At 59.6% G+C, this 18,156-nt stretch carries 17 protein-coding genes; 8 read left to right on the plus strand and 9 right to left on the minus strand.

The features are described from left to right. Positions 1–34 precede the first annotated feature (34 nt). Both HCZ23_RS09830 and HCZ23_RS09835 read left to right on the plus strand, forming a co-directional pair. Positions 35–835 (plus strand): serine protease, encoded by an 801-nt coding sequence (locus tag HCZ23_RS09830; protein WP_167601557.1) that lies wholly within the window; start codon positions 35–37, stop codon positions 833–835. A 143-nt stretch (positions 836–978) separates the two neighbouring features. After that, a complete protein-coding gene (locus HCZ23_RS09835) occupies positions 979–1,458 on the plus strand; it encodes an Hsp20 family protein (RefSeq protein ID WP_167601558.1) in 480 nt (159 codons plus the stop codon). A 76-nt stretch (positions 1,459–1,534) separates the two neighbouring features. Here the strand turns inward: HCZ23_RS09835 and HCZ23_RS09840 are convergent, their stop codons facing one another. After that, the gene (locus HCZ23_RS09840) at positions 1,535–3,703 is read right to left on the minus strand and encodes an esterase-like activity of phytase family protein (protein ID WP_167601559.1); all 2,169 of its coding nucleotides are present in this window, start codon (positions 3,701–3,703) and stop codon (positions 1,535–1,537) included. Between the two features lie 460 nt (positions 3,704–4,163). On the opposite strand from HCZ23_RS09840, the gene HCZ23_RS09845 reads away from it, so the two are divergent. After that, complete coding sequence (locus HCZ23_RS09845) at positions 4,164–4,505, plus strand: hypothetical protein (protein ID WP_175580892.1); 342 nt, start codon at positions 4,164–4,166, stop codon at positions 4,503–4,505. Between the two features lie 196 nt (positions 4,506–4,701). Then, positions 4,702–5,958, plus strand: a complete 1,257-nt coding sequence (locus tag HCZ23_RS09850) for a PLP-dependent aminotransferase family protein (RefSeq protein WP_167601560.1) — start codon at positions 4,702–4,704, stop codon at positions 5,956–5,958. 177 nt (positions 5,959–6,135) lie between these two features. Here HCZ23_RS09850 and HCZ23_RS09855 read toward each other — a convergent pair whose 3' ends face one another. Then, complete coding sequence (locus HCZ23_RS09855) at positions 6,136–6,699, minus strand: hypothetical protein (RefSeq protein ID WP_254870069.1); 564 nt, start codon at positions 6,697–6,699, stop codon at positions 6,136–6,138. Positions 6,700–6,850: 151 nt separating this feature from the next. Between HCZ23_RS09855 and HCZ23_RS09860 the strand changes: the two genes are divergently transcribed. The 3 genes from HCZ23_RS09860 to HCZ23_RS09870 all read left to right on the plus strand — a co-directional run bounded on the left by HCZ23_RS09860 (position 6,851) and on the right by HCZ23_RS09870 (position 8,349). Next, positions 6,851–7,237, plus strand: coding sequence for a hypothetical protein (locus HCZ23_RS09860; RefSeq protein WP_167601561.1), 387 nt, complete (start codon positions 6,851–6,853; stop codon positions 7,235–7,237). A gap of 199 nt (positions 7,238–7,436) precedes the next feature. Continuing rightward, on the plus strand, positions 7,437–7,703 hold the full coding sequence (locus HCZ23_RS09865) for a hypothetical protein (protein ID WP_167601562.1): 267 nt from the start codon (positions 7,437–7,439) through the stop codon (positions 7,701–7,703). A gap of 10 nt (positions 7,704–7,713) precedes the next feature. Next, positions 7,714–8,349 (plus strand): DUF1523 family protein, encoded by a 636-nt coding sequence (locus tag HCZ23_RS09870; RefSeq protein WP_167601563.1) that lies wholly within the window; start codon positions 7,714–7,716, stop codon positions 8,347–8,349. A gap of 39 nt (positions 8,350–8,388) precedes the next feature. Here the strand turns inward: HCZ23_RS09870 and HCZ23_RS09875 are convergent, their stop codons facing one another. The 4 genes from HCZ23_RS09875 to HCZ23_RS09890 form a co-directional block, all read right to left on the minus strand. Further along, positions 8,389–10,719 (minus strand): aldehyde dehydrogenase family protein, encoded by a 2,331-nt coding sequence (locus HCZ23_RS09875; protein ID WP_167601564.1) that lies wholly within the window; start codon positions 10,717–10,719, stop codon positions 8,389–8,391. Further along, on the minus strand, positions 10,716–10,982 hold the full coding sequence (locus HCZ23_RS09880) for a hypothetical protein (RefSeq protein WP_167601565.1): 267 nt from the start codon (positions 10,980–10,982) through the stop codon (positions 10,716–10,718). Before HCZ23_RS09880 ends, HCZ23_RS09875 begins: the two co-directional genes overlap by 4 nt. A gap of 15 nt (positions 10,983–10,997) precedes the next feature. Then, positions 10,998–12,011 carry a deoxyribose-phosphate aldolase gene (gene deoC, locus HCZ23_RS09885; RefSeq protein WP_167601566.1) on the minus strand — a complete coding sequence of 338 codons (1,014 nt, stop codon included), beginning with the start codon at positions 12,009–12,011 and terminating at the stop codon, positions 10,998–11,000. Positions 12,012–12,082: 71 nt separating this feature from the next. Next, a complete protein-coding gene (locus HCZ23_RS09890; RefSeq protein WP_167601567.1) occupies positions 12,083–12,892 on the minus strand; it encodes an AraC family transcriptional regulator in 810 nt (269 codons plus the stop codon). Positions 12,893–13,154: 262 nt separating this feature from the next. Between HCZ23_RS09890 and rpe the strand changes: the two genes are divergently transcribed. After that, on the plus strand, positions 13,155–13,853 hold the full coding sequence (rpe, locus tag HCZ23_RS09895; protein ID WP_167601568.1) for a ribulose-phosphate 3-epimerase: 699 nt from the start codon (positions 13,155–13,157) through the stop codon (positions 13,851–13,853). A 6-nt stretch (positions 13,854–13,859) separates the two neighbouring features. Here the strand turns inward: rpe and HCZ23_RS09900 are convergent, their stop codons facing one another. From HCZ23_RS09900 to HCZ23_RS09910, 3 genes are read right to left on the minus strand one after another with little or no spacing between them, the layout of a single operon-like run. Beyond that, positions 13,860–14,780, minus strand: coding sequence for a hypothetical protein (locus HCZ23_RS09900; RefSeq protein WP_167601569.1), 921 nt, complete (start codon positions 14,778–14,780; stop codon positions 13,860–13,862). Continuing rightward, the gene (locus tag HCZ23_RS09905; protein ID WP_175580893.1) at positions 14,777–17,002 is read right to left on the minus strand and encodes a glycosyltransferase family 2 protein; all 2,226 of its coding nucleotides are present in this window, start codon (positions 17,000–17,002) and stop codon (positions 14,777–14,779) included. Before HCZ23_RS09905 ends, HCZ23_RS09900 begins: the two co-directional genes overlap by 4 nt. 1 nt (position 17,003) lies before the next feature. Then, positions 17,004–18,023 carry a glycosyltransferase family 2 protein gene (locus tag HCZ23_RS09910; RefSeq protein WP_167601570.1) on the minus strand — a complete coding sequence of 340 codons (1,020 nt, stop codon included), beginning with the start codon at positions 18,021–18,023 and terminating at the stop codon, positions 17,004–17,006. Positions 18,024–18,156 lie beyond the last annotated feature (133 nt).

Below are 18,156 nucleotides of genomic sequence, written 5' to 3' on the forward strand. Positions count from 1 at the left end.
TAGCTCTAGGGGGGAACAGGACTTGAGGACCGCCATGAAAAAATTGCTGACCATCTTCTTTATCCTCCTCATGGCAGGACAGGCGCAGGCGGACAGCAAGCTCAAGGCCTTTCAAACCGGCGATGACAGCCGCGGTTGGGAAGCCGTCGGGCGTCTCGATTTCGCCGGGCGCAGTTTCTGCACCGGGGCGCTGATCACCGAAACGCTGGTCCTCACCGCCGCGCATTGCATGTTCGACATCTACGATCACAAACCGCACAAGCCCAAAGACATCACGTTCAAGGCCGGTTGGCGCAATGGCCAAGCGCAGGCTTACCGCGCTGCCAAGGCGATCTACGTGCATCCGGAGTTTGCGCTCAATTCCGGCGACCTTCATGACCGTCTGGTGCATGACGTTGCGTTGATCGAGTTGGACCGCCCGGTGCGCATCACCTCTGTGCGGCCGTTCGCAATCTCGGCGCGTCCGGAAAAGGGCCAGGCTGTGGGGGTTGTCTCTTATGCCCATGACCGCGCGGAAACGCCGTCCTTGCAAGAAGTCTGCCATGTGATGGCGCGTCAGGGCGGTGTGCTTGTGACCTCATGCGAAGTGGATTTCGGCTCCTCCGGCGCACCGATTTTCGATATGTCCGGCCCCACGCCGCGCATCGTGTCCGTGGTCTCCGCCAAGGCGCAATTCCGGGGCGGGCGTGTGTCTGTTGGCACCTCTCTCGATGGCGCCCTGTCTGATCTCTTGCAAATGGCCTCCACCGGGAAAAGCCATTTCCAAAAGGCCAGCACTGAGCCCTTGCCCGCATTGTCCCAGACAGAATTCGTTGTGGGCGTCACAGGTCACTGACCGCGCGGGGCTTTGCCCCCTCTTGAAACCGCAAATCCCGATCCCCAGATTCCTGATGTCGGACGCCTCTTTTGGGTCCGGCATTTCGCCTGTCCGCGCGTCGGAAGGCATCACATTTTGGAATCGCTCACTGGAGGATACCCATGCGTAACTTTGATCTTGCACCGCTCTACCGTGCCACCGTCGGCTTCGACCAAATCGCCGATCTGATGGACCGCGTTCTGACCCAAGAGGTCAGCCAACCCAGCTACCCGCCCTATAACATCGAGAAAACCTCCGACGACGCCTGGCGCATTTCGCTGGCCGTGGCCGGGTTTTCGACCGAAGACATCGCCATCGAACAGCGTGAAAACGCGCTGGTGATCACCGCGCGCAAAGCCGACAGCGACGAAGATAAGGCCAAGACCTATCTTCATCGCGGCATCGCCACCCGTGCGTTCGAGCGCCGCTTTACGCTCGCTGAACATGTGCGCGTCACCGGCGCGTCCCATGAAAACGGCATGCTGCATATCGACCTGAAACGCGAAGTGCCCGAAGCTCTGAAACCGCGCCGGATCGAGATCGCCGGGCCGAACACGGTCGAAACCAAGGTGATCGAGAGCGATCCGACCACCGAGGTCTGATCTTTTTCTTGGCAAAAATACTCACATAAAAACGCCCGCCGATTTGGCGGGCGTCTCTCGTTTATAAAGCGTCAGCTTACTCGACAGACCCGATGGACCAAAAGAAGGTCTCGCCCGAGCTGTCATCCACACCGTCGTTGTCGGTGGAAACGAACATCTCGCCCTCAGGGGTGATCGCGAGGCCCTCGACCTTATCGACCACATAGCCGCCGAAGGATTTCAGATCCGGGATCAGGTCGCGGACCTCTTCCTTGGTGACCAACGGAAGCTCACCGCCCAAAGGCGCAGGCACCATCTCAGAGGCCGGGATGCGGTAGATTTTCTTGGTCACGGCGTTGGCACCGATCTGGTTGTCGCGCTCGATGACGTAGAAGTAATCGCCATGGGCGACGATCTCCGACAGGCCGACCCAGCCCGTGTCCGGCGCGGCTTTGGGATAGGAGACGGCACCCCATTCCTTGGTCTCAAGGTTATAGGCGACGAGTTTCACGGTGTTCTTCGCGTCATCGCCCCATTCGCGCTGCACAGCCATCCAAAGCGTGTCACCGACCTTGGTGATGCCTTCGAAGCCAAAGCGTTTTTCAACGGCGCTCAACTCTGCGGGGATGCCGATCTCGCCTTTGTTGGTTTCGATCAGGCCATCGGCGTTGACGTGGTAGATCGCATGCGGGATCAGGCGCTCGGTGCGGCCTTCGGAGGCAACATAGAACCCACCTTTGCCGTCGAGCGTGATGCCTTCCATATCGAGTTTCTGCGCCGCGTCGCCATTGGCACGATGCACACGGATCACATCCACGATACGGGCCGGTTTGCTCGACGGATCGATTTTGAAGATGGAGGGCTGGAAGCCATAGAAGCTGTCGTTGACGGCGTAGATCATGCCGTCCTCACCCGCGACCATGCCGGAGATTGCGCCCCAACCGATCAACTCATCCGCGCCCTCGGAGGTCAGCGTCGGATACATCGCCTCGCCCTCGGCGCGTTCGAAGATCATGACATGGGCGCGCACGCCACCGTCTTCGATAAGGTCGGTTTCGTTGGCGGAGATCAACAGGTTGCGCTCCGGGATCGCGACATAGCCTTCCGGCCCGATGCCCGACGGCAGGATTTGCTCCAGCACAGGGGCAGAGAGGTCAGACACGTTGTAGACGCCCACGGCAGAGCCGCGCTCGGAGCCGACGAAGACATAGGGCGTGCCGTCGAACACGGCGGTTTCGATGCTCTCCGGCTCGACACCTTTGGCGTCGGAGCGTTTGTCCGGGTAGTGACCGATCTGAATCAGCGCATGTTCAAAAGAGGCACCGCTCTCAAAGACGACAGAGCCGTCCTTGTTGAAAATGGTCCAGCCGCGCGAGCCGCCGTCCATGTCGCCTTCGTTGGCGATGGCAAAATGGTCGTCGTCGATCCATTTCACCGCATCGGGTTCGCGTTTGCGGCCCAGTTGTTCGCCGGTGAAATCAAGCGAGGCGCGCTCGTCCACGGTGTCGATCTCGGTCAGATCCACGGTGCCTGCGGAGAAATGGTTCAGGACTTCGCCGTCTTTGGAGATCACCATCAGGTGGTTGTTTTCCTGAAGCGTCATGACGGTTTCGCCCATGGAATTGATGTCGACGAACTCCGGCTCCGGGTCTTCCGGCGAAATCTCGGTCAGGCCGGTCACTTCGACGGTTTTCACGTCAGAGCAACCGCTCTCAGTGACGGAAACCATATCCAGAAAGCCCGCCGGCATCTGGCCGGTGCGGCCGTCGCCCAGGTCCTCGTCTCGCTCGTTCTCGATCGCCACGGATACAAAAGAGCCGTCTTTCGACACGGCGATCGAGTCGGGCTGACCGCCCAGATCGCACGACCCGATGATCTCTTTCTTGGCCATATCCACCACAACGAGCTGGCCGGAGGTGTTGACGTAATCCTCAGAGGTGTTCACGCCGACATAGGCGGTCATGCCGCGCACAGCCACGGAGGTCGGCTCGCCCGGCATCTCGATATTGCCAAGCGCCTTGGGGGCTTTCGGGTCGGTGATGTCGATGAGGCCGACGACGCCCAGCGGGCTGTCGGTATAGATCAGCGTCATGCCGTCTTCCGAGGCGGCGATGATCTCGGCGGAGGTTTCGCGCGCGTGGTCCTCGCCCTCGGCCATATTGTCCGGCGTGGCGAAAGAGGCGATGCGGTTGAAGGTCATATCGGCAGATGCCCCGGTCGCACAAAGCGCCAGAGCAGAAGCCGCAAGCAGCAGGTTCTTTTTCATGAGACGTCCCTCGTCAGTATCTGTGCGGGCGGTGTGACGAAGGGAAATGTCGCCGGGGTGACGGTTTTGTATCCGTTTTGTAACGGCATATTTTTGCGGGTGTTTCTGGCGAGACCATGCCCCGCTTAGCCGTGCCCAGCAGGCCGAGCTCTCAGCATTTACGGTCGAAATTCCCTGACACTCCGAACTTATGTTCAAAAAGGAACAGTGTGGAGAATTATGAGGATGGAGAGGCATCACGCCACTGTTTGTGCATGAAATGTGAAAAAGTTCCCGAGATCACGACATTTGTGATGTTCAAATATAAACATTATATCGGTCAAGTCTTGTATATATGTTCCTATTTACACACCTGTGACGGAAGCCTACATTCATTCTCATAGAAAGACGCAAAAACGAACACACAGCGTCTTCCACAACTGACGTGTCACACACGAAACACTTATAAAGGACCAAAACCATGACCAACTCTTTCAAAACCCTCGCTGCCGCTGCCATCGTTGCCGTTGCCGGTTCCGCCGCTTTCGCTGGCCCGAACTACATCATCCCGGGCAACCAGGCCTCCTCGAAAACCACCGCAAACGTCGAGCTCGTCCGCGCCGACGCACCCGCAACGCTCGAAGTTTACTCCGTGCACGGCGGTGAGCGCGTGGCTCTTCTTGGCTCCACCGACGTCAAAGCCGGCGCCAACACCGACGTGAAAGTCAGCCTGTCCACCGCGCCGCGCTCCAACATCGAGTTCGTGCTCGTGGGCGCCAACGGTGCTGATCTGGCCGAAACCAACGTGAACAACATCCAATAACGGGTGGTCCAGTTCGCTCTGAACAATGTGCTCAGGGTGGATGGAAAAATGCCGCGGGAGGAAACTCCTGCGGCATTTTTTTCTGTCTCAAAGGTCCAAGGCATAACCGGGTCAATCACATTTAAAATGTTGCAAATCCTTTTTGTGGATTTCCCCAATCAAATGTGTGACATCGGGGCGCTGAATGGAGAATGTCATGAGTCTGCCAGAGAATTCCGCCGAGACGACTTTAGAGAAAACAAGCGCGCGTCTGACCGAACTGTTCGCCCATCGGACCGAAAGGATGCGGGCGTCCGAAATCCGCGAGCTTCTTAAACTTCTCGATCAGCCGGACATTATTTCCTTTGCGGGCGGCATTCCCGACCCGGCCTATTTCCCGCGCGAAGCCTTTGCCGAGGCGATGACCAAGGCTTTGAGCGAACAGGCGGCGGCGGTCGCATTGCAATATTCCACGTCCGAGGGCTATACGCCGCTTCGCGACTGGATCGTCGGCTATATGGCGCGCCACGGTGTGACCTGTACCCGCGACAACATCCTGATCACGGCAGGCTCGCAGCAGGCCCTGGATTATCTGGGCAAGATTTTCCTCAATGCGAATGATACCGCGCTTGTGACCTGGCCGACCTACATGGGCGCGCTGGGGGCGTTCAACGCCTATGAGCCGCGCTACGACCGGATCGATCCGCAGACCAACCGGCCCACCGAAGACGTGCTGGCCGACGCGAAAGCCGCAGGCGGCGAAGTCAAATTCGCCTACCTGTCGACCGATTTCGCCAACCCCACCGGCGTGACCCTGACCGAGGAGCAGCGCCGCACCGTATTGGCGCGCGCCGAGGCGCTGGGCTGCGCGGTGATCGAGGACGCGGCCTATCAGGAGCTGCGCTACCGCGGCGAAGAGATCAAGCCGATCCTGGCACTTGAAATCGAAGAAAAGGGCGATATCGACGCCTGTCGCACGATCTACCTCGGCTCTTTCTCGAAAACCTTGGCGCCGGGGCTGCGCGTCGGCTGGGCCGTGGCGGCGAAGCCGGTGATCAGCCAGATGGTGCTCACCAAACAAGCCGCCGATCTTCAGACCGCGACGATCAACCAGATCGCGGTGAGCGAAGTGGCGCATGGCGTGTTCGAGGATCACGTGGCGACGCTGCGCGAGGTTTACGGCGTGCGGCTGGACGCGATGCTGAGCGCGCTCAAACGTCATATGCCCGAAGGCGTCGAGTGGACCAAACCGGATGGCGGGATGTTCGTCTGGGTGACCCTGCCGCGGGGCATGGATGGGGCGGAGCTTTTGAAAGAGGCGCTCAAAGCCAATGTCGCTTTTGTGCCGGGTGGGGCGTTCTATGCCGATGGCTCGAACCGCAACACGCTGCGGCTCAACTTCTCGATGTCGGCGGCGGCGAAGATCGAAGAGGGCATTGCGCGTCTGGGGGATGTCATCCGCACTCAACTCTGAGATCGTCGGAAATAGAAAAAGAGGGGCGAGACGGCCCCTCTTTTTATGTCTGAACTAAGGTCGATTAAAGCGTTTTTCAAAAAACTTGAGGCACTCAATTTTTGAAAAACGCAGCAAGATCAATTCAGTGTCGCAACGTTTTTCGCTCAATCTGATTCAGATTAAACGAAAAACGCTTTAGTAGCCGAAGCGGCCCAAGGCGCGGTAGTCGATGCTCTCCAAAAGCGGCAGAACCACATCGCGCGGTTCGCCCGAGGCCTGAACCAAAACGCGACCCTCAACCAAGGCGGTGAGATCGCCCTCATTTTCGAGGAATTTCTCGCGCCCCACGCGCACGGTTTTCATGCCCATGGCGCCTGCGTTGGAAATCATGCCGCCCATCATGGCGATCATCGGACTGTCCACCACGATGGAAATGGTGAAACTGTCGCCCGTCTCATTGGTGTAGCTTTGCGCCGCCGCCGTGCCGCCGCCCATCATGGCAAAACCGGCCACGGTGTCGGTGTCTTCTTCTGCGGTCCAGCCTTCGGGAGCGGCGGGCAGGAAATCGGCCAAGGCGCCGGTCTGCATTTCTTGCAACAATTGTTTGGCGTAATCCAACTCTTCGAGCGCATAGGTGACGTCGCCGTCTTCATAGGCTTTGAGCGCGCTTTGCAGCGTGTCGGTGACGTCATCCGCCATGGCGCCTGTCGCCACGAAAAGGCCAAAGCCGGTGCCGAGTAGAACAGTTTTAAGTGTCATGAGGTCCCCTCCGATGATGATAAGATCATAGAAAACCGGCCCGACGTCTGTCACAAGGGGAAGAATAGAGATCGGACCTCATCGCTGATGAGGCGCATTTAAGACGTATGATTTTATGGTGTTAGGCCAGCTCATATTTGGAGGCAAAGGCATGATCGACATGGGTGTGATAAGCGGCATTGCCCTTCCGGTGGGGCTGATCGGTGTGGCGGCTCTGGCCTTGCCTCTGGCGCTGACCCCGCGTGGCACCCGCTCGCAAAAACGTCTGCTGGTCTCAGTTCTACTGAGCGCTTTGGGGCTCTTCGTGTTGGGCGGGGCTTTGTTCGCCTTTCTCTACGAGGTCGATGGCGTGCCGGTCATTCAGACAATACGTTCAGCCCCCGGAGAGATGTTCGGCTTTCTCGCCCGTCGTGCCGCTCTGGCCAGCCTGATCTGGTTGCCGCTTTTGGGCCTCGCTTGGCTTAGCCTCGCGCGTCGCGTCGAACAGATCAAATCCGACGAGGCCATGCGCCACGATCTGCCCGATCAAGAGACATAACCCGATCAAATCCCTCGCGCTTGCGCGGCAGTGCAGCTAAAGCGTTTGTCAAAAAACATGAGGCACTCAATTTTTGAGAAACGCAGCAATATCTATTCAGCGTTGCAAGGTTTTTCGCTCAATCTGATTTAGATTAAACGAAAAACGCTTTAAGCTGAATACAACGGCCGGACGACCCCGGCGCGACAGGGGACACCCCATGCTGGGCTTTTTGCGGTTTCTGATCATCGGCTTTGTCGTCATGACCCTGTTCTATGGGCTTTTGTCGATCTACGTCCGCTCGCTCACCCGCGAACGTCTTGAAGAAGATTGGGAAAAAGAGGGTTCCATTGGCGAGAGGGACGCTTATGTGGAGGAGGGGATCAAAGCCTATGAGCGCTCTTTCCGTCCGAAACTGTTGCTCTTGGTCTATATCCTGCCGCTGATCGTCTTTGCCGCGATCTTTTATGTGACGAATTTTCTGTGAGGCCCCGCCGATGCGCTATGTGAAATGGACCCTGATCGCCCTGATCGTTCTGATTGTCGGAGGGTTTGCGCATTACACCCTGCCGCAGCATGACATCGTGCGGATCGTGAACACCTATGAGGAACGTCAGGATCTGTCCGGCTGGACCACGATGTTCTGGCAGGCGCCTGACAATGGCTCGACGACCGGCGATCAAACCCGTGATGTGCAGTTCATTCAGGCCGTGCGTCCGAACGGCAAGAGCATCGTCTATCGCAACGAAGACACCGGCTGGGGCTGGCCGCCCTACTTCAAATTCGACACGGCGAACCTTTATACCGAGGCCAATGATGCAATCTCGACCAAGGCGGCCCCCGAATGGGTTGCCGTCACCCACTATGGTTGGCGCTCTGAGCTTTTGTCGATCTTCCCCAATGCGATGGGGATCAAACCGGTCGCGGGCCCGGATGTGACCATCATCCCCTGGGCCAATATCATCATCCTGACGGTCCTGTTCCTCTTTGTGGTGACCCTTTACCGTATGTGGCAACAATTCCGCCAACGTGCCATCGAACCGCTGGTCGATGATGTCGAAGACGTGCTTGAGCTGGCCGATGAGAAAAAGGACAGCGCGGTCGATAAGGTCAAAGGCTGGTTCAAACGATAAAAAAAGGGGCCTCGGAGAGCCCCTTTTTCATGTCCTGTTTTATTCCCCGTAGGGCACCCAGATCGTTTTGACCTCGGTCGCCTGCGCCAACCAGTCCCGCGCGGGATAGGCTCGGCTCAGCCCGTTGTTGACCCAGGAACGTTTCAAATTCCCGGCGCTCTCTTTTTCGATCACAGCGGAAATCTCGGCGGAGGAGAAACTCCACACAGCTTCCACATCCATATGCCCGGCCATGGTTTTCGCCAGCTCCTTATGCGGCCCGGTCAGGATGTTGACGACACCTGCGGGCACGTCGGACGTGTCGAGCACCTGATAGAAATCGGTCGCAGCCAAAGGATAGGCCTCAGACGCCACGGCAATGACCCGGTTGCCCATGGCAATCGCGGGTGCGATCACCTCGATCAGCCCGGCAAGGGGCCGGTCATCACAAAACGCGCCGATCACGCCGACGGGTTCGTTCATCGCCAAAGCCACACCGCGCATCGGCACAGGTTTCGCCGCCCCGTCGAGCTTGTCGCACCACGCGGCATAGGTGAAGAGCGTGTCGATCGCCTCCGCCACTTCGGCCTGGGCCTTCGCCTCAGTCGTTCCGGTCAGATCGCGGATGCGGGTGGCGAATTCATCGGCGCGGGCCGAGAGGTTTTCGCCGATGAAATACATCACCTGCGCCCGGTTGTGGGCGGTTGCTTTCGCCCAGCCCTTGGCACCTTGCGCGGCCTCGACGGCGTTGCGAATGTCCTTGCGGCTGGCAATCGAGCTATGGCCCAAGAGCTTGCCTTTCGGGGCGTAGATCGCCTGAGAATAGCCGCCATCGGGCCGCGCCTGTTTGCCGCCGATGTAGAGCTTTGCGGTGCGATCCAGCCCCAGAACCTCGACGTCATCCGGCTTCACATGCGCTTTTGCGGGCTTCACGGGCGTCGCTTTGCCTTTGGGTTTGGTATAGGCCATCAGACCTTCCCAACCGCCCTCGCGCCCAAAACCGCTTTCGCGCACACCGCCAAATCCGGCGCTCGCGTCAAACATGTTCGACCCGTTGACCCAGACGACACCGGCCACGAGTTTCGGCGCAATATCCAATGCCAGATTGACGTTCTCGGTCCAGAGTGACGCCGCCAAGCCATAGCGCGTGTTGTTCGCCACCTGCACCGCCTCGGCGGGCGTGCGGAAGGTGGTAGACACAAGCACCGGCCCAAAGATTTCTTCCTGCATCAAGAGCGACGAGGGCTCCAGCCCCGACACCAAGGTCGGCGGGTAGAAACAGCCCTCCGGCGCTTTCACAGGTTGATGCACGGTGCCCTCGGATCCGCCCTTGGCCACGAGGCTTTTGATCCTCTCCAACTGCACTGGGTCCACGATGGCACCGACATCAATGCTCTTGTCCAAAGGATTGCCGATGCGCAGATTGGCCATGCGGGCCACAAGCCGCGCGTGGAAATCCTCGGCAATGCCTTCTTGAACGAGCAAACGCGACCCCGCGCAGCAGACCTGCCCTTGGTTGAAGAAAATCGCATCGACCAGGCCTTCGATGGCGCTGTCGATGTCGGCATCCTCAAAGACGATGTAGGGCGATTTGCCGCCGAGTTCGAGTGTCAGAGATTTACCCGAGCCAGCGGTCGCCTCGCGAATGCGCCGTCCCACTGCGGTCGATCCGGTGAACGCAATTTTGTCCACGCCGGGATGCGTGACGATCATTTCGCCCACCGCGCCGTCGCCGGTCACAATATTGACGACGCCTTTCGGTACGCCTGCTTCCTGACAAATCTGCGCAAACAGCAAAGCGGTGAGCGAGGTATATTCCGCCGGCTTCAACACCACCGTATTGCCCATTGCAATCGCGGGCGCCACCTTCCACGCCAGCATCAAAAGCGGGAAGTTCCACGGGATGATCTGGCCGCAAACGCCAAGCGCCTCGCGCCCCGGAAGCTCTTCGTCCATGAGCTGCGCCATACCCGCGTGGTAATAGAAATGCCGCGCGACCAGAGCCACGTCGATGTCACGGCTCTCGCGGATCGGTTTGCCGTTATCCAAGGTCTCCAACACGGCAAAGAGCCGCGCGTGTTTCTGCACCAGTCGCGCCAGCGCATAAAGCACCTTGGCCCGCGCTTTGCTGTCCTTCGCCCATTTGCTCTGCGCCTTGCGGGCGGCAGTCACGGCGGCATCGACATCGGCCTCTGTCGCCCGAGTCAGATGCGCCAAAACCTCGCCCGTCGCGGGGTTCTTGGCCTCAAAAACCGCGCCCGGCTCCGTCATCGTCCCATTGATGAACAGCCCGAACCGATCGCCGCCATCCACCAGCCACGCCAGAGCTTCCGCCGCGCTTTCGGGCGCTGTGCCATAGTCCATTGTGTCGAAAATCTCTTTGACTGTCATAGCGAAGCTGCCCCCATGCCTTTCGCTGTAAGTTCCCACGGCTCTGATGTGGTGTTTTCTTTCATGTAACCTTGTTTACGAAGTTGGGTCGCCCCCCAACGCATCTCGTATTGCCACTTGAGAAGCCTAGTTCGGTTTGTTCGCAAGTCAGCTTCGTGATGCGTCCATATGTGGTCTGCGACATCAATCAAGTATGCTTTTCCACCCAAAGCTTTCAAAGCTTCAAAGACCCATAAACGAAGATCATCTCGTGAAACACTCATTGCCTAGTTCCTCGCTCACCCAATCGCATGCCGCCACGCGGCAGAATACTGCCCGGTCACATGGTGTTCCAACTGCCGCTCAATGTCGCCCAACAAAGACGAGGCGCCAAAGCGGAACAGATGCGGCGAGAGCCAGTGATCGCCCAGTTCTTCCTTGATCAGCGACAGGTAGACCAACGCATCCTTCGCCTTGGAAATCCCGCCCGCGGGTTTGTAGCCGATGCGATAGCCGGTGCGGGCGTGATAGTCGCGGATCGCGCGGATCATGACCAAAGAGACGGGCAGGGTGGCGTTGACGCTTTCCTTGCCGGTCGAGGTCTTGATGAAATCCGCGCCTGCCATCATGCAAACCTGCGACGCCTTCGCGACATTGCGCAGCGACCCCAATTCGCCGGTCGCCAGAATGGCCTTCACATGCGCCTCGCCACAGGTGGCGCGGAACGCGCGCATCTCATCGTAAAGCGCCTGCCAATTGCCGGTCAGGACGTGGCGGCGGGAGATCACGATGTCGATCTCTTTTGCGCCTGCCTTGACGCTTTCCTCGATCTCTTTCACGCGCAGATGATAGGGCGAGAGACCCGCCGGAAACCCTGTCGAGACGGCGGCGACCGGGATGCCCGTGCCGTCCAGCGCCTCGACCGCCGTTTCGACCATATCGTGATAGACACAGACCGCGCCGGTGGTGATTGCGGGCATGCCCAAAGCGTCCAGGATGTCGGCGCGCACCGGATGGGCGGCTTTGGCGCAAAGACGTCGCACGCGCCCCGCCGTGTCATCGCCCGCCAAAGTGGTGAGGTCGATCATGGTGATTGCTTTCAACAACCATGCCGCCTGATGATCTTTCTTCACAGACCGACGTCCGGGCAGGGTGGCACAGCGTCGCTCGACAGCGGAGGTGTTCACGCGCTGGCGTTCCACGATGTCCAGATCCAGCTCCATGCCGGGATTGCGCGGTTCATGCACCTGCGGCAATTGTGCAGTACTTGTCGCGAGGCTTGTGGCCTCAGCGGTCCTATCGGGTGTGCTCATCTGCAAGCTCCGTTTCAACTTATGTGCAAGCTCGCATGGTCCGAGGGATTTGGCAATCATTGACCGTTTGGTCAAACCGGCTGCACCACACCCTTTTGATGTTTCACGCGGTACTGACGCGGCGTCATGCCGAAGCGCGCACGGAACAGGCGGTGAAAATGGCTCATGTTGTGAATGCCGATCTCATCGGCGATTTCCGACAGAGAATCCGGCGTGCCCTTGAGCTGGCGCGCGGCGAACTCCATGCGCAGCGCGTTGATGTAATCCGACGGTGTTTGTCGCAGATGCATTTGCATCGTGCGGGCGACATGGGCATGGGCTTTGCCGCATTGCGCGACGAGGCCCGAGGCGCCTTCGCGGAACACCGACGGGTCTTCTGCGCGGATCAAAGCCTCGCTCAGCCAAGAGGGCATGGCAGCCGTGTCATCGCGCGCCTCAAGTGCCAGTTCGGCGACCAGAGGCAAGAGAAATGCCTCAAGATAGAGCGCGCTGCGCGGGGCGGCCTCAAGGGCTTTGGCGGCAGTGGACAGCCGAGACAAATGGCGCATGTCGCGGTGGATTTGCACGGGAAGCGAGCCGGGAGCGGGGAAATACTGTGCCACCTCAGGGAAGCGGTCGGTCAATTCCTTGATCCGTTTGCGCTTGAGGATGATGTTGACGATATGGCTCTCGTCGCCGACACCCTGAAGCGCATGGGGGTAACCCGGCGCGAGAAACACCAGATCGCCCTCGGTCAGCTTCACCTGAGAGGTCTCAGTGACCAGCCGCGCGCGCCCGTTGTGCAGCCAGAACAGCTCATAATAATCCTGATCGTGCAGCGCCTTAGGGCGCGCACGCGATAGGACGGAGCGGGAGAAGTGGAACTGTTCTCCTTTGCTCAAAATGTCTGACTGCAGCAATTGGGTTATATCCATGACGTAAAGTTAGCACATGTTCGCGGATGATTCGTGACCTTTCCTTTATTTTTGAACAGGAAATCAGCGCCGTGAGAGGATTTGCTGCATTCGCGAGCAAGGCTGGCGAGAAGTCGCCGGTCAGAGGCTCGGAACTCGGCCTATCCGTGCCGAAACAGAGGAAAGGTGACAGGGGCGGGCAAACGGGGTAGATGCAGCGCGAAGACTGCCAGTTTGAGGAATCGCCACCATGTCCAGCCAAAGCTTTGAGCGCTCGATCAAGATCGCCCCGTCCATCCTTGCCGCCGATTTCGCGAATTTCGGCCAGGAGATCGAAGCCGTCGAGGCCCAGGGCGCCGATTGGATTCACGTCGATGTCATGGACGGGCATTTCGTGCCGAACCTGACCTTTGGCCCGGCGATGTGCAAGGCAATCCGCCCGCATATCAAGACGGTGATGGACGTGCACCTGATGATCGCGCCTGTCGATCCCTATATCGAGGCCTTCGCCGAGGCCGGCGCCGACATCATCACTGCACATGTCGAAGCGGGTCCGCATATTCACCGCACCATGCAGGCGATCCGCGCGAATGGCGCGAAAGCGGGCGTGGCACTCAACCCCGGCACGCCGGCGGAAAGTGTCGAGTACCTGTTGGATATGGTCGATCTGATCTGTGTGATGACCGTGAACCCCGGTTTTGGCGGCCAGAAATTCATTCACTCCCAGATCGAGAAAATCAAACAGCTGCGGGAGATGATCGGCGATCGTCCGATCCACATCGAAATCGACGGTGGCGTCGACCCGAGCACGGCGCCTCTGGTGGCGGCTGCGGGCGCCGATGCACTGGTCGCGGGCTCTGCCGTGTTCAAAGGCGGCTCTGTCGTGAACCCGATCCCCTACGGCGACAACATCCGCGCCATTCGTGCTGCGGCAGAGGCCGCGCGCTGAGACGTTTTATTCTGGCTGGGTGACAGGCAGGAGGAGGGTGACGCCCTCTTCCTGCGCCAACGCATCGAGGTCTTCCTCGTAATGCGCGGTCAGGACCTCGATGTCTTCAGGCCCCCAACCGGGGATGTCGCAACGCGGGGCCAGTGCCTCCTCGCGACCATATTTGTCCATGAACACCATGATCGCGCGCTCATATTGCGCCGGCGTCTCGGGGGCCTGACTGATCAGATAGGTTTTCAACCGCTCGAAGCCTTCCTCCAAAAGCAAGGGTTTCAGAGGCAGGATGCGACCCGCCACAGGCTCCTCCGGGGGCAGGTGAAACAGGTGCCGCATCACGGTGGGCCAGATCAGCGGCGCGTCCTCTTCGGCCCAGATCAGGAGCGGCACATCGGGCACAGCCGCGCGCAAGGCCTCCACCGTGTCGCGCCAGCGCAGGCCCGCCGGGTCGACCTGATCCACGAAGGTGCTCAGCAGGCGCGGCGCGGTGCCCGATGCAAAGCTGTTGCTCATGAAAACCGCCGGATTGATCAGCGCCATGCTGATCTGTAGCTCCGCGCCGGAAAACAGCTCGGCCACAGCCGCGACGCGCTCTCCTATGCCGGGGTAAAGCATTTCGCCATCCACGGACTCACGCAGCGGCGCCGCCCAGCGGTCGTCAGCCAGAAACAAATGCTGCGCGCCGGATTGGCCCAAGAGCGCACGGCGCACCTCATCCTCTTCTTCGGCAATCGGCGGCAAGCCGTCGAGGTTTTCGAGCATCTTGGAAATCACGCTCCAGGCGTGGCGCTTTGCGGGGACATGCACGCCATGCGCCTTGAGCCGCGCCCGGTTGGCGGAGACGGAGCGTTGCAGGTAGCCGTCGGCGGTGAAATGCACCCCGATATGCAGCGTCACACGCGGTTTTTCGGTCTCTTTGGCGTCGCTCAATGTGCCGTCTCCCCGCGTTCTACGGTGAAAAAGAATTTCTCTTCGCCCGCGCGCTCCAGCACTTCGTCGGGCACGCATTCCGGGCCGGTGAGAAACACATTCGCGCCGAAATGGCGGTGCATGCGGCTGAGTTTCTCCATCCGCGGGCCGGTCAGTTCGGCGTAGAATTTGCTGTAGTTTTCCGTCGCCCGCAGCTCTTTGATCTTGTCTTTGTGGGCTTTGACACAGGCCTCATGCTGGGCGCGAATGTCGGGATCGGCCAGCAACCGGTCGAATTCTTCTTGCAGCTTTGGGATCATCCGCTGGATCGAGCGCTCTTCCTCGAAGTTGTTGTTCATACGGAACCAGTACGCCAAGCCTTGGTCGCGGTCCACGTGGTTCACCCGCCCCCGGTCGCGTTTCACGAGGAAACTCTCCGCCGAGCGCACGGCGTAGTGATTGAGCTGCACCACGTCATAGCCGTAGGTCGAGGCGTTCGACCGCCAGGCGTTGCGATATTCGCCCTCGGGCATGGGTTTGGCGGAGCCATTGTACCAGCGGATCTTGTCCCATATCTGCGGCTTGAGGCCTTTGGGCCGGTGCACGCCGAGTTTCTTGAATAAGCCGACGTTTTTAAAGAGCGTTTTAAACCCCCAGGCCTGATGCGGTTTGTTGGCAAACTCGGGTGCGCAGCGAAAGAATTGCTCGATCAAAAACCGGTCTTCGTACGCATGCACGTCGTTGTTGCCAAAGAGCCGCCAGGTGCAGGAAATCAGGTTCGCATCCGGCACCACATCAAAGAGCGCGGTCATCGTGCCATCGCCCACCTTGATGTCGATGAACTCGTCCACATCCATCGAAATCGCCCAGTCGCTTTCCATCACGACGGGTTCTTTTTCGGCCTGCTGAAGCGCATGGTGTTGCGGTTTCAACCCTGTGCCGTGGAATTTGTTGTCGCGGTGCTGGACGTAGCCTTTGTCTTGCAAGAGATCGAGGAAGGTGTCGGTGCCGTCGGTGCAATCGTTGGTGTAGACCAGAAAGCCCTCGATTCCAATGGCGCGGTGATAAGCCAGCCATTCAAGGATGAAGGGCCCCTCGTTTTTCATGCAGGTCACGATGGCGACGGAATTGTCGCCCTTGGGCGGTTGTTCCACCTCTTCATGCGGCATGAGGATCGGTTTGTGATCCCATTCGGCTTCCGACATTTTGATCAGCGGTGCATGTTCGATCAGCGAGGCCTTGGGCACAATCTTTGAAACAGTGGGCGCGCGGTGTCTGAGCGCCATGAAGCGGTAGAACGGATAGGCCACCTCCGGGTCTACCCCGCCGATCCGCACCAGTCGGAACACCGCCTGATCGTCAAGCGCAGCCATCGCGGCGCACCAGCGGCCTCGACGTTTCTTGGCATCGAACTGGACACAGATGTGATCGGCAAAGCGCACCGGATCGTCGTCGCGCACCCGCCAAGGGTAACATTGCTGGCCGACGAGTTGCACCACGCCGCCCTTCGCGGTCTGCGCCAGATCGAACATGGTACCGCGGGGATCTGGTGGCACGAGGTCATAGACCTCGATATTGGCCACCGCCCGGGCCTCGGGCAGAAAGAGGTGCCTGAGCATCTCGTAGATCAACACATCGCCCAAAGGCGCGGACCACGGCGCGGGCTTTGGCACCTCCATCCGGTCCTTGCCCGGCGCACCGGGCGTGACGAAGGGGTGGTGTTCAGGCGCGTTGTCGGATTGCCCCAAAGGCACATCGCAATCGACCAGAAGCACGGCGAGATCGTCGAAATTTTTCAGGCCGCTTTCCAGTGCTTCGGCAAATGCCTCATCCGTGCCGGGGGCCGCACGATCCAGAATGACCGCGCCTGTCAGGCCCTGGTGTTTGACGTGATAGGCGAGCCAGTCCAGCACCGTGTCCGCCGTCTCGCCATTGCGCGTGGCCAGCGCCACATTGCGCCCGGCCATCATCGCGGGTTGTGGCGCTTTGGGCGTGATCTCTACCATTTCGCTGTCGAAAAACGCCTGAATGCCGCCTTCGGGGATGCGCCCTGTGAGCCATGGGGCATCGCCCACGCTGCGGGTCTCGGCCGCATCCAAAAGCTTTTCGGCCACGATGGGGCTCACCTCAGAGCCTTTGGTGAAAAACAGATGCGCGCTGGCGTTACCCGTCTGAACGGCGGCCAAAAGCACCGCCATGCCAAGATCGCGCGACTGGATGTGATGTCTGTCAAACTGTGCCATGTCAGGCCTGTCTGTCCTCGGTTCTGTCCTCAGTCTTCAGCGCCTTGAGCCGCGCCAGATGCGCCGCCAATTGGGTCGGGCCGGGGGCGACCGAGCTTCCCATGAGCGTCAGTTGCCACATCAGTTCGACCACATCGCGCCGCAATGTCAGGCGTTTAAGCGCCCCGCGGTGATAGCCCACCGTCTCCGCATGAAGATCGTCGACCTCCGACAGCGCGGCACGGGCTGTTGCGGCAGCCTCTCGCATCGGCGCGATGCGTGTATCTTCGACCGTGTTAAAATTCCGTTCCGCCCAATAGCCTGCGCCCACGGGTTTTTCCATATGGTTTGGCAGGCCGCGCTGGGATTTGAGGAGGAATTCCTCAATGGAGCGCGTGGAATAGTGATTGAGCCAGGCGCGCTCGCCTTTTGAGGTCAGGCCAAAGAGGTTGATCCGTGATTGCTGCGCGGCGAAATCCGGCGCCATGGGGCGGCCTGCGGCAGTGACCCAGCGCGCCTCTTTGCCTTTCGGGCGATGGACGCCGAGGCCTTTGAACGCCTTGGGCCGGTGCAGGGTCTTGAAGAAATGCGCCAAGGGCAGGGGGATGTCGTCGGGGGCCGCCAGGGTGAACCGCTCCGTCACCGGGCGGTCGTCCCATGTGCCAAGCCCACTGTTGCCAAACAGATGCCATCTGAGCGGCATGGCGTCGGCCTCTTCGGGCAGAAGCTCCACCAGAGGCGCTTCGAGCACGAGATATTCATCGACATCGAAAAACATCGCCAGATCGGCTTCTTTGTATAGCGGGTGCTTGGACAGCATTTTCATTGCCTGCCATTGCACGGCCTTCTCGCCCTCGGGCACGAAGGGCAGGTGGGTGATGACCCCTGCGGCGTCCAGCGCATCGAGCAGCCGGTCCGTGCCATCCGAACAATCGTGCGAGGCGATGAGGAACTGCGTAAACCCCGCCGCCTTGTGATGGGCGATCCAATCCAGAAGCCAAGGCCCCTCGTCGCGGATGCATGTGATCGCGAGTGTGTTCAAACCCAACCTGTCCTCATACGCGTCTCAAGCGGCCTTCGCGCTTGATTTCGTTGCAAAAGGGGTCTCACATGGCCCAGTATGAGTCAAGTTTGCCGGGCCGTCTCTCATGGCCTTTTGGTCGCGGGTCGGGTAA

The sequence above is a fragment of the Celeribacter sp. HF31 genome, assembly GCF_011806455.1.
In the GTDB taxonomy this organism is placed as follows: domain Bacteria; phylum Pseudomonadota; class Alphaproteobacteria; order Rhodobacterales; family Rhodobacteraceae; genus Celeribacter.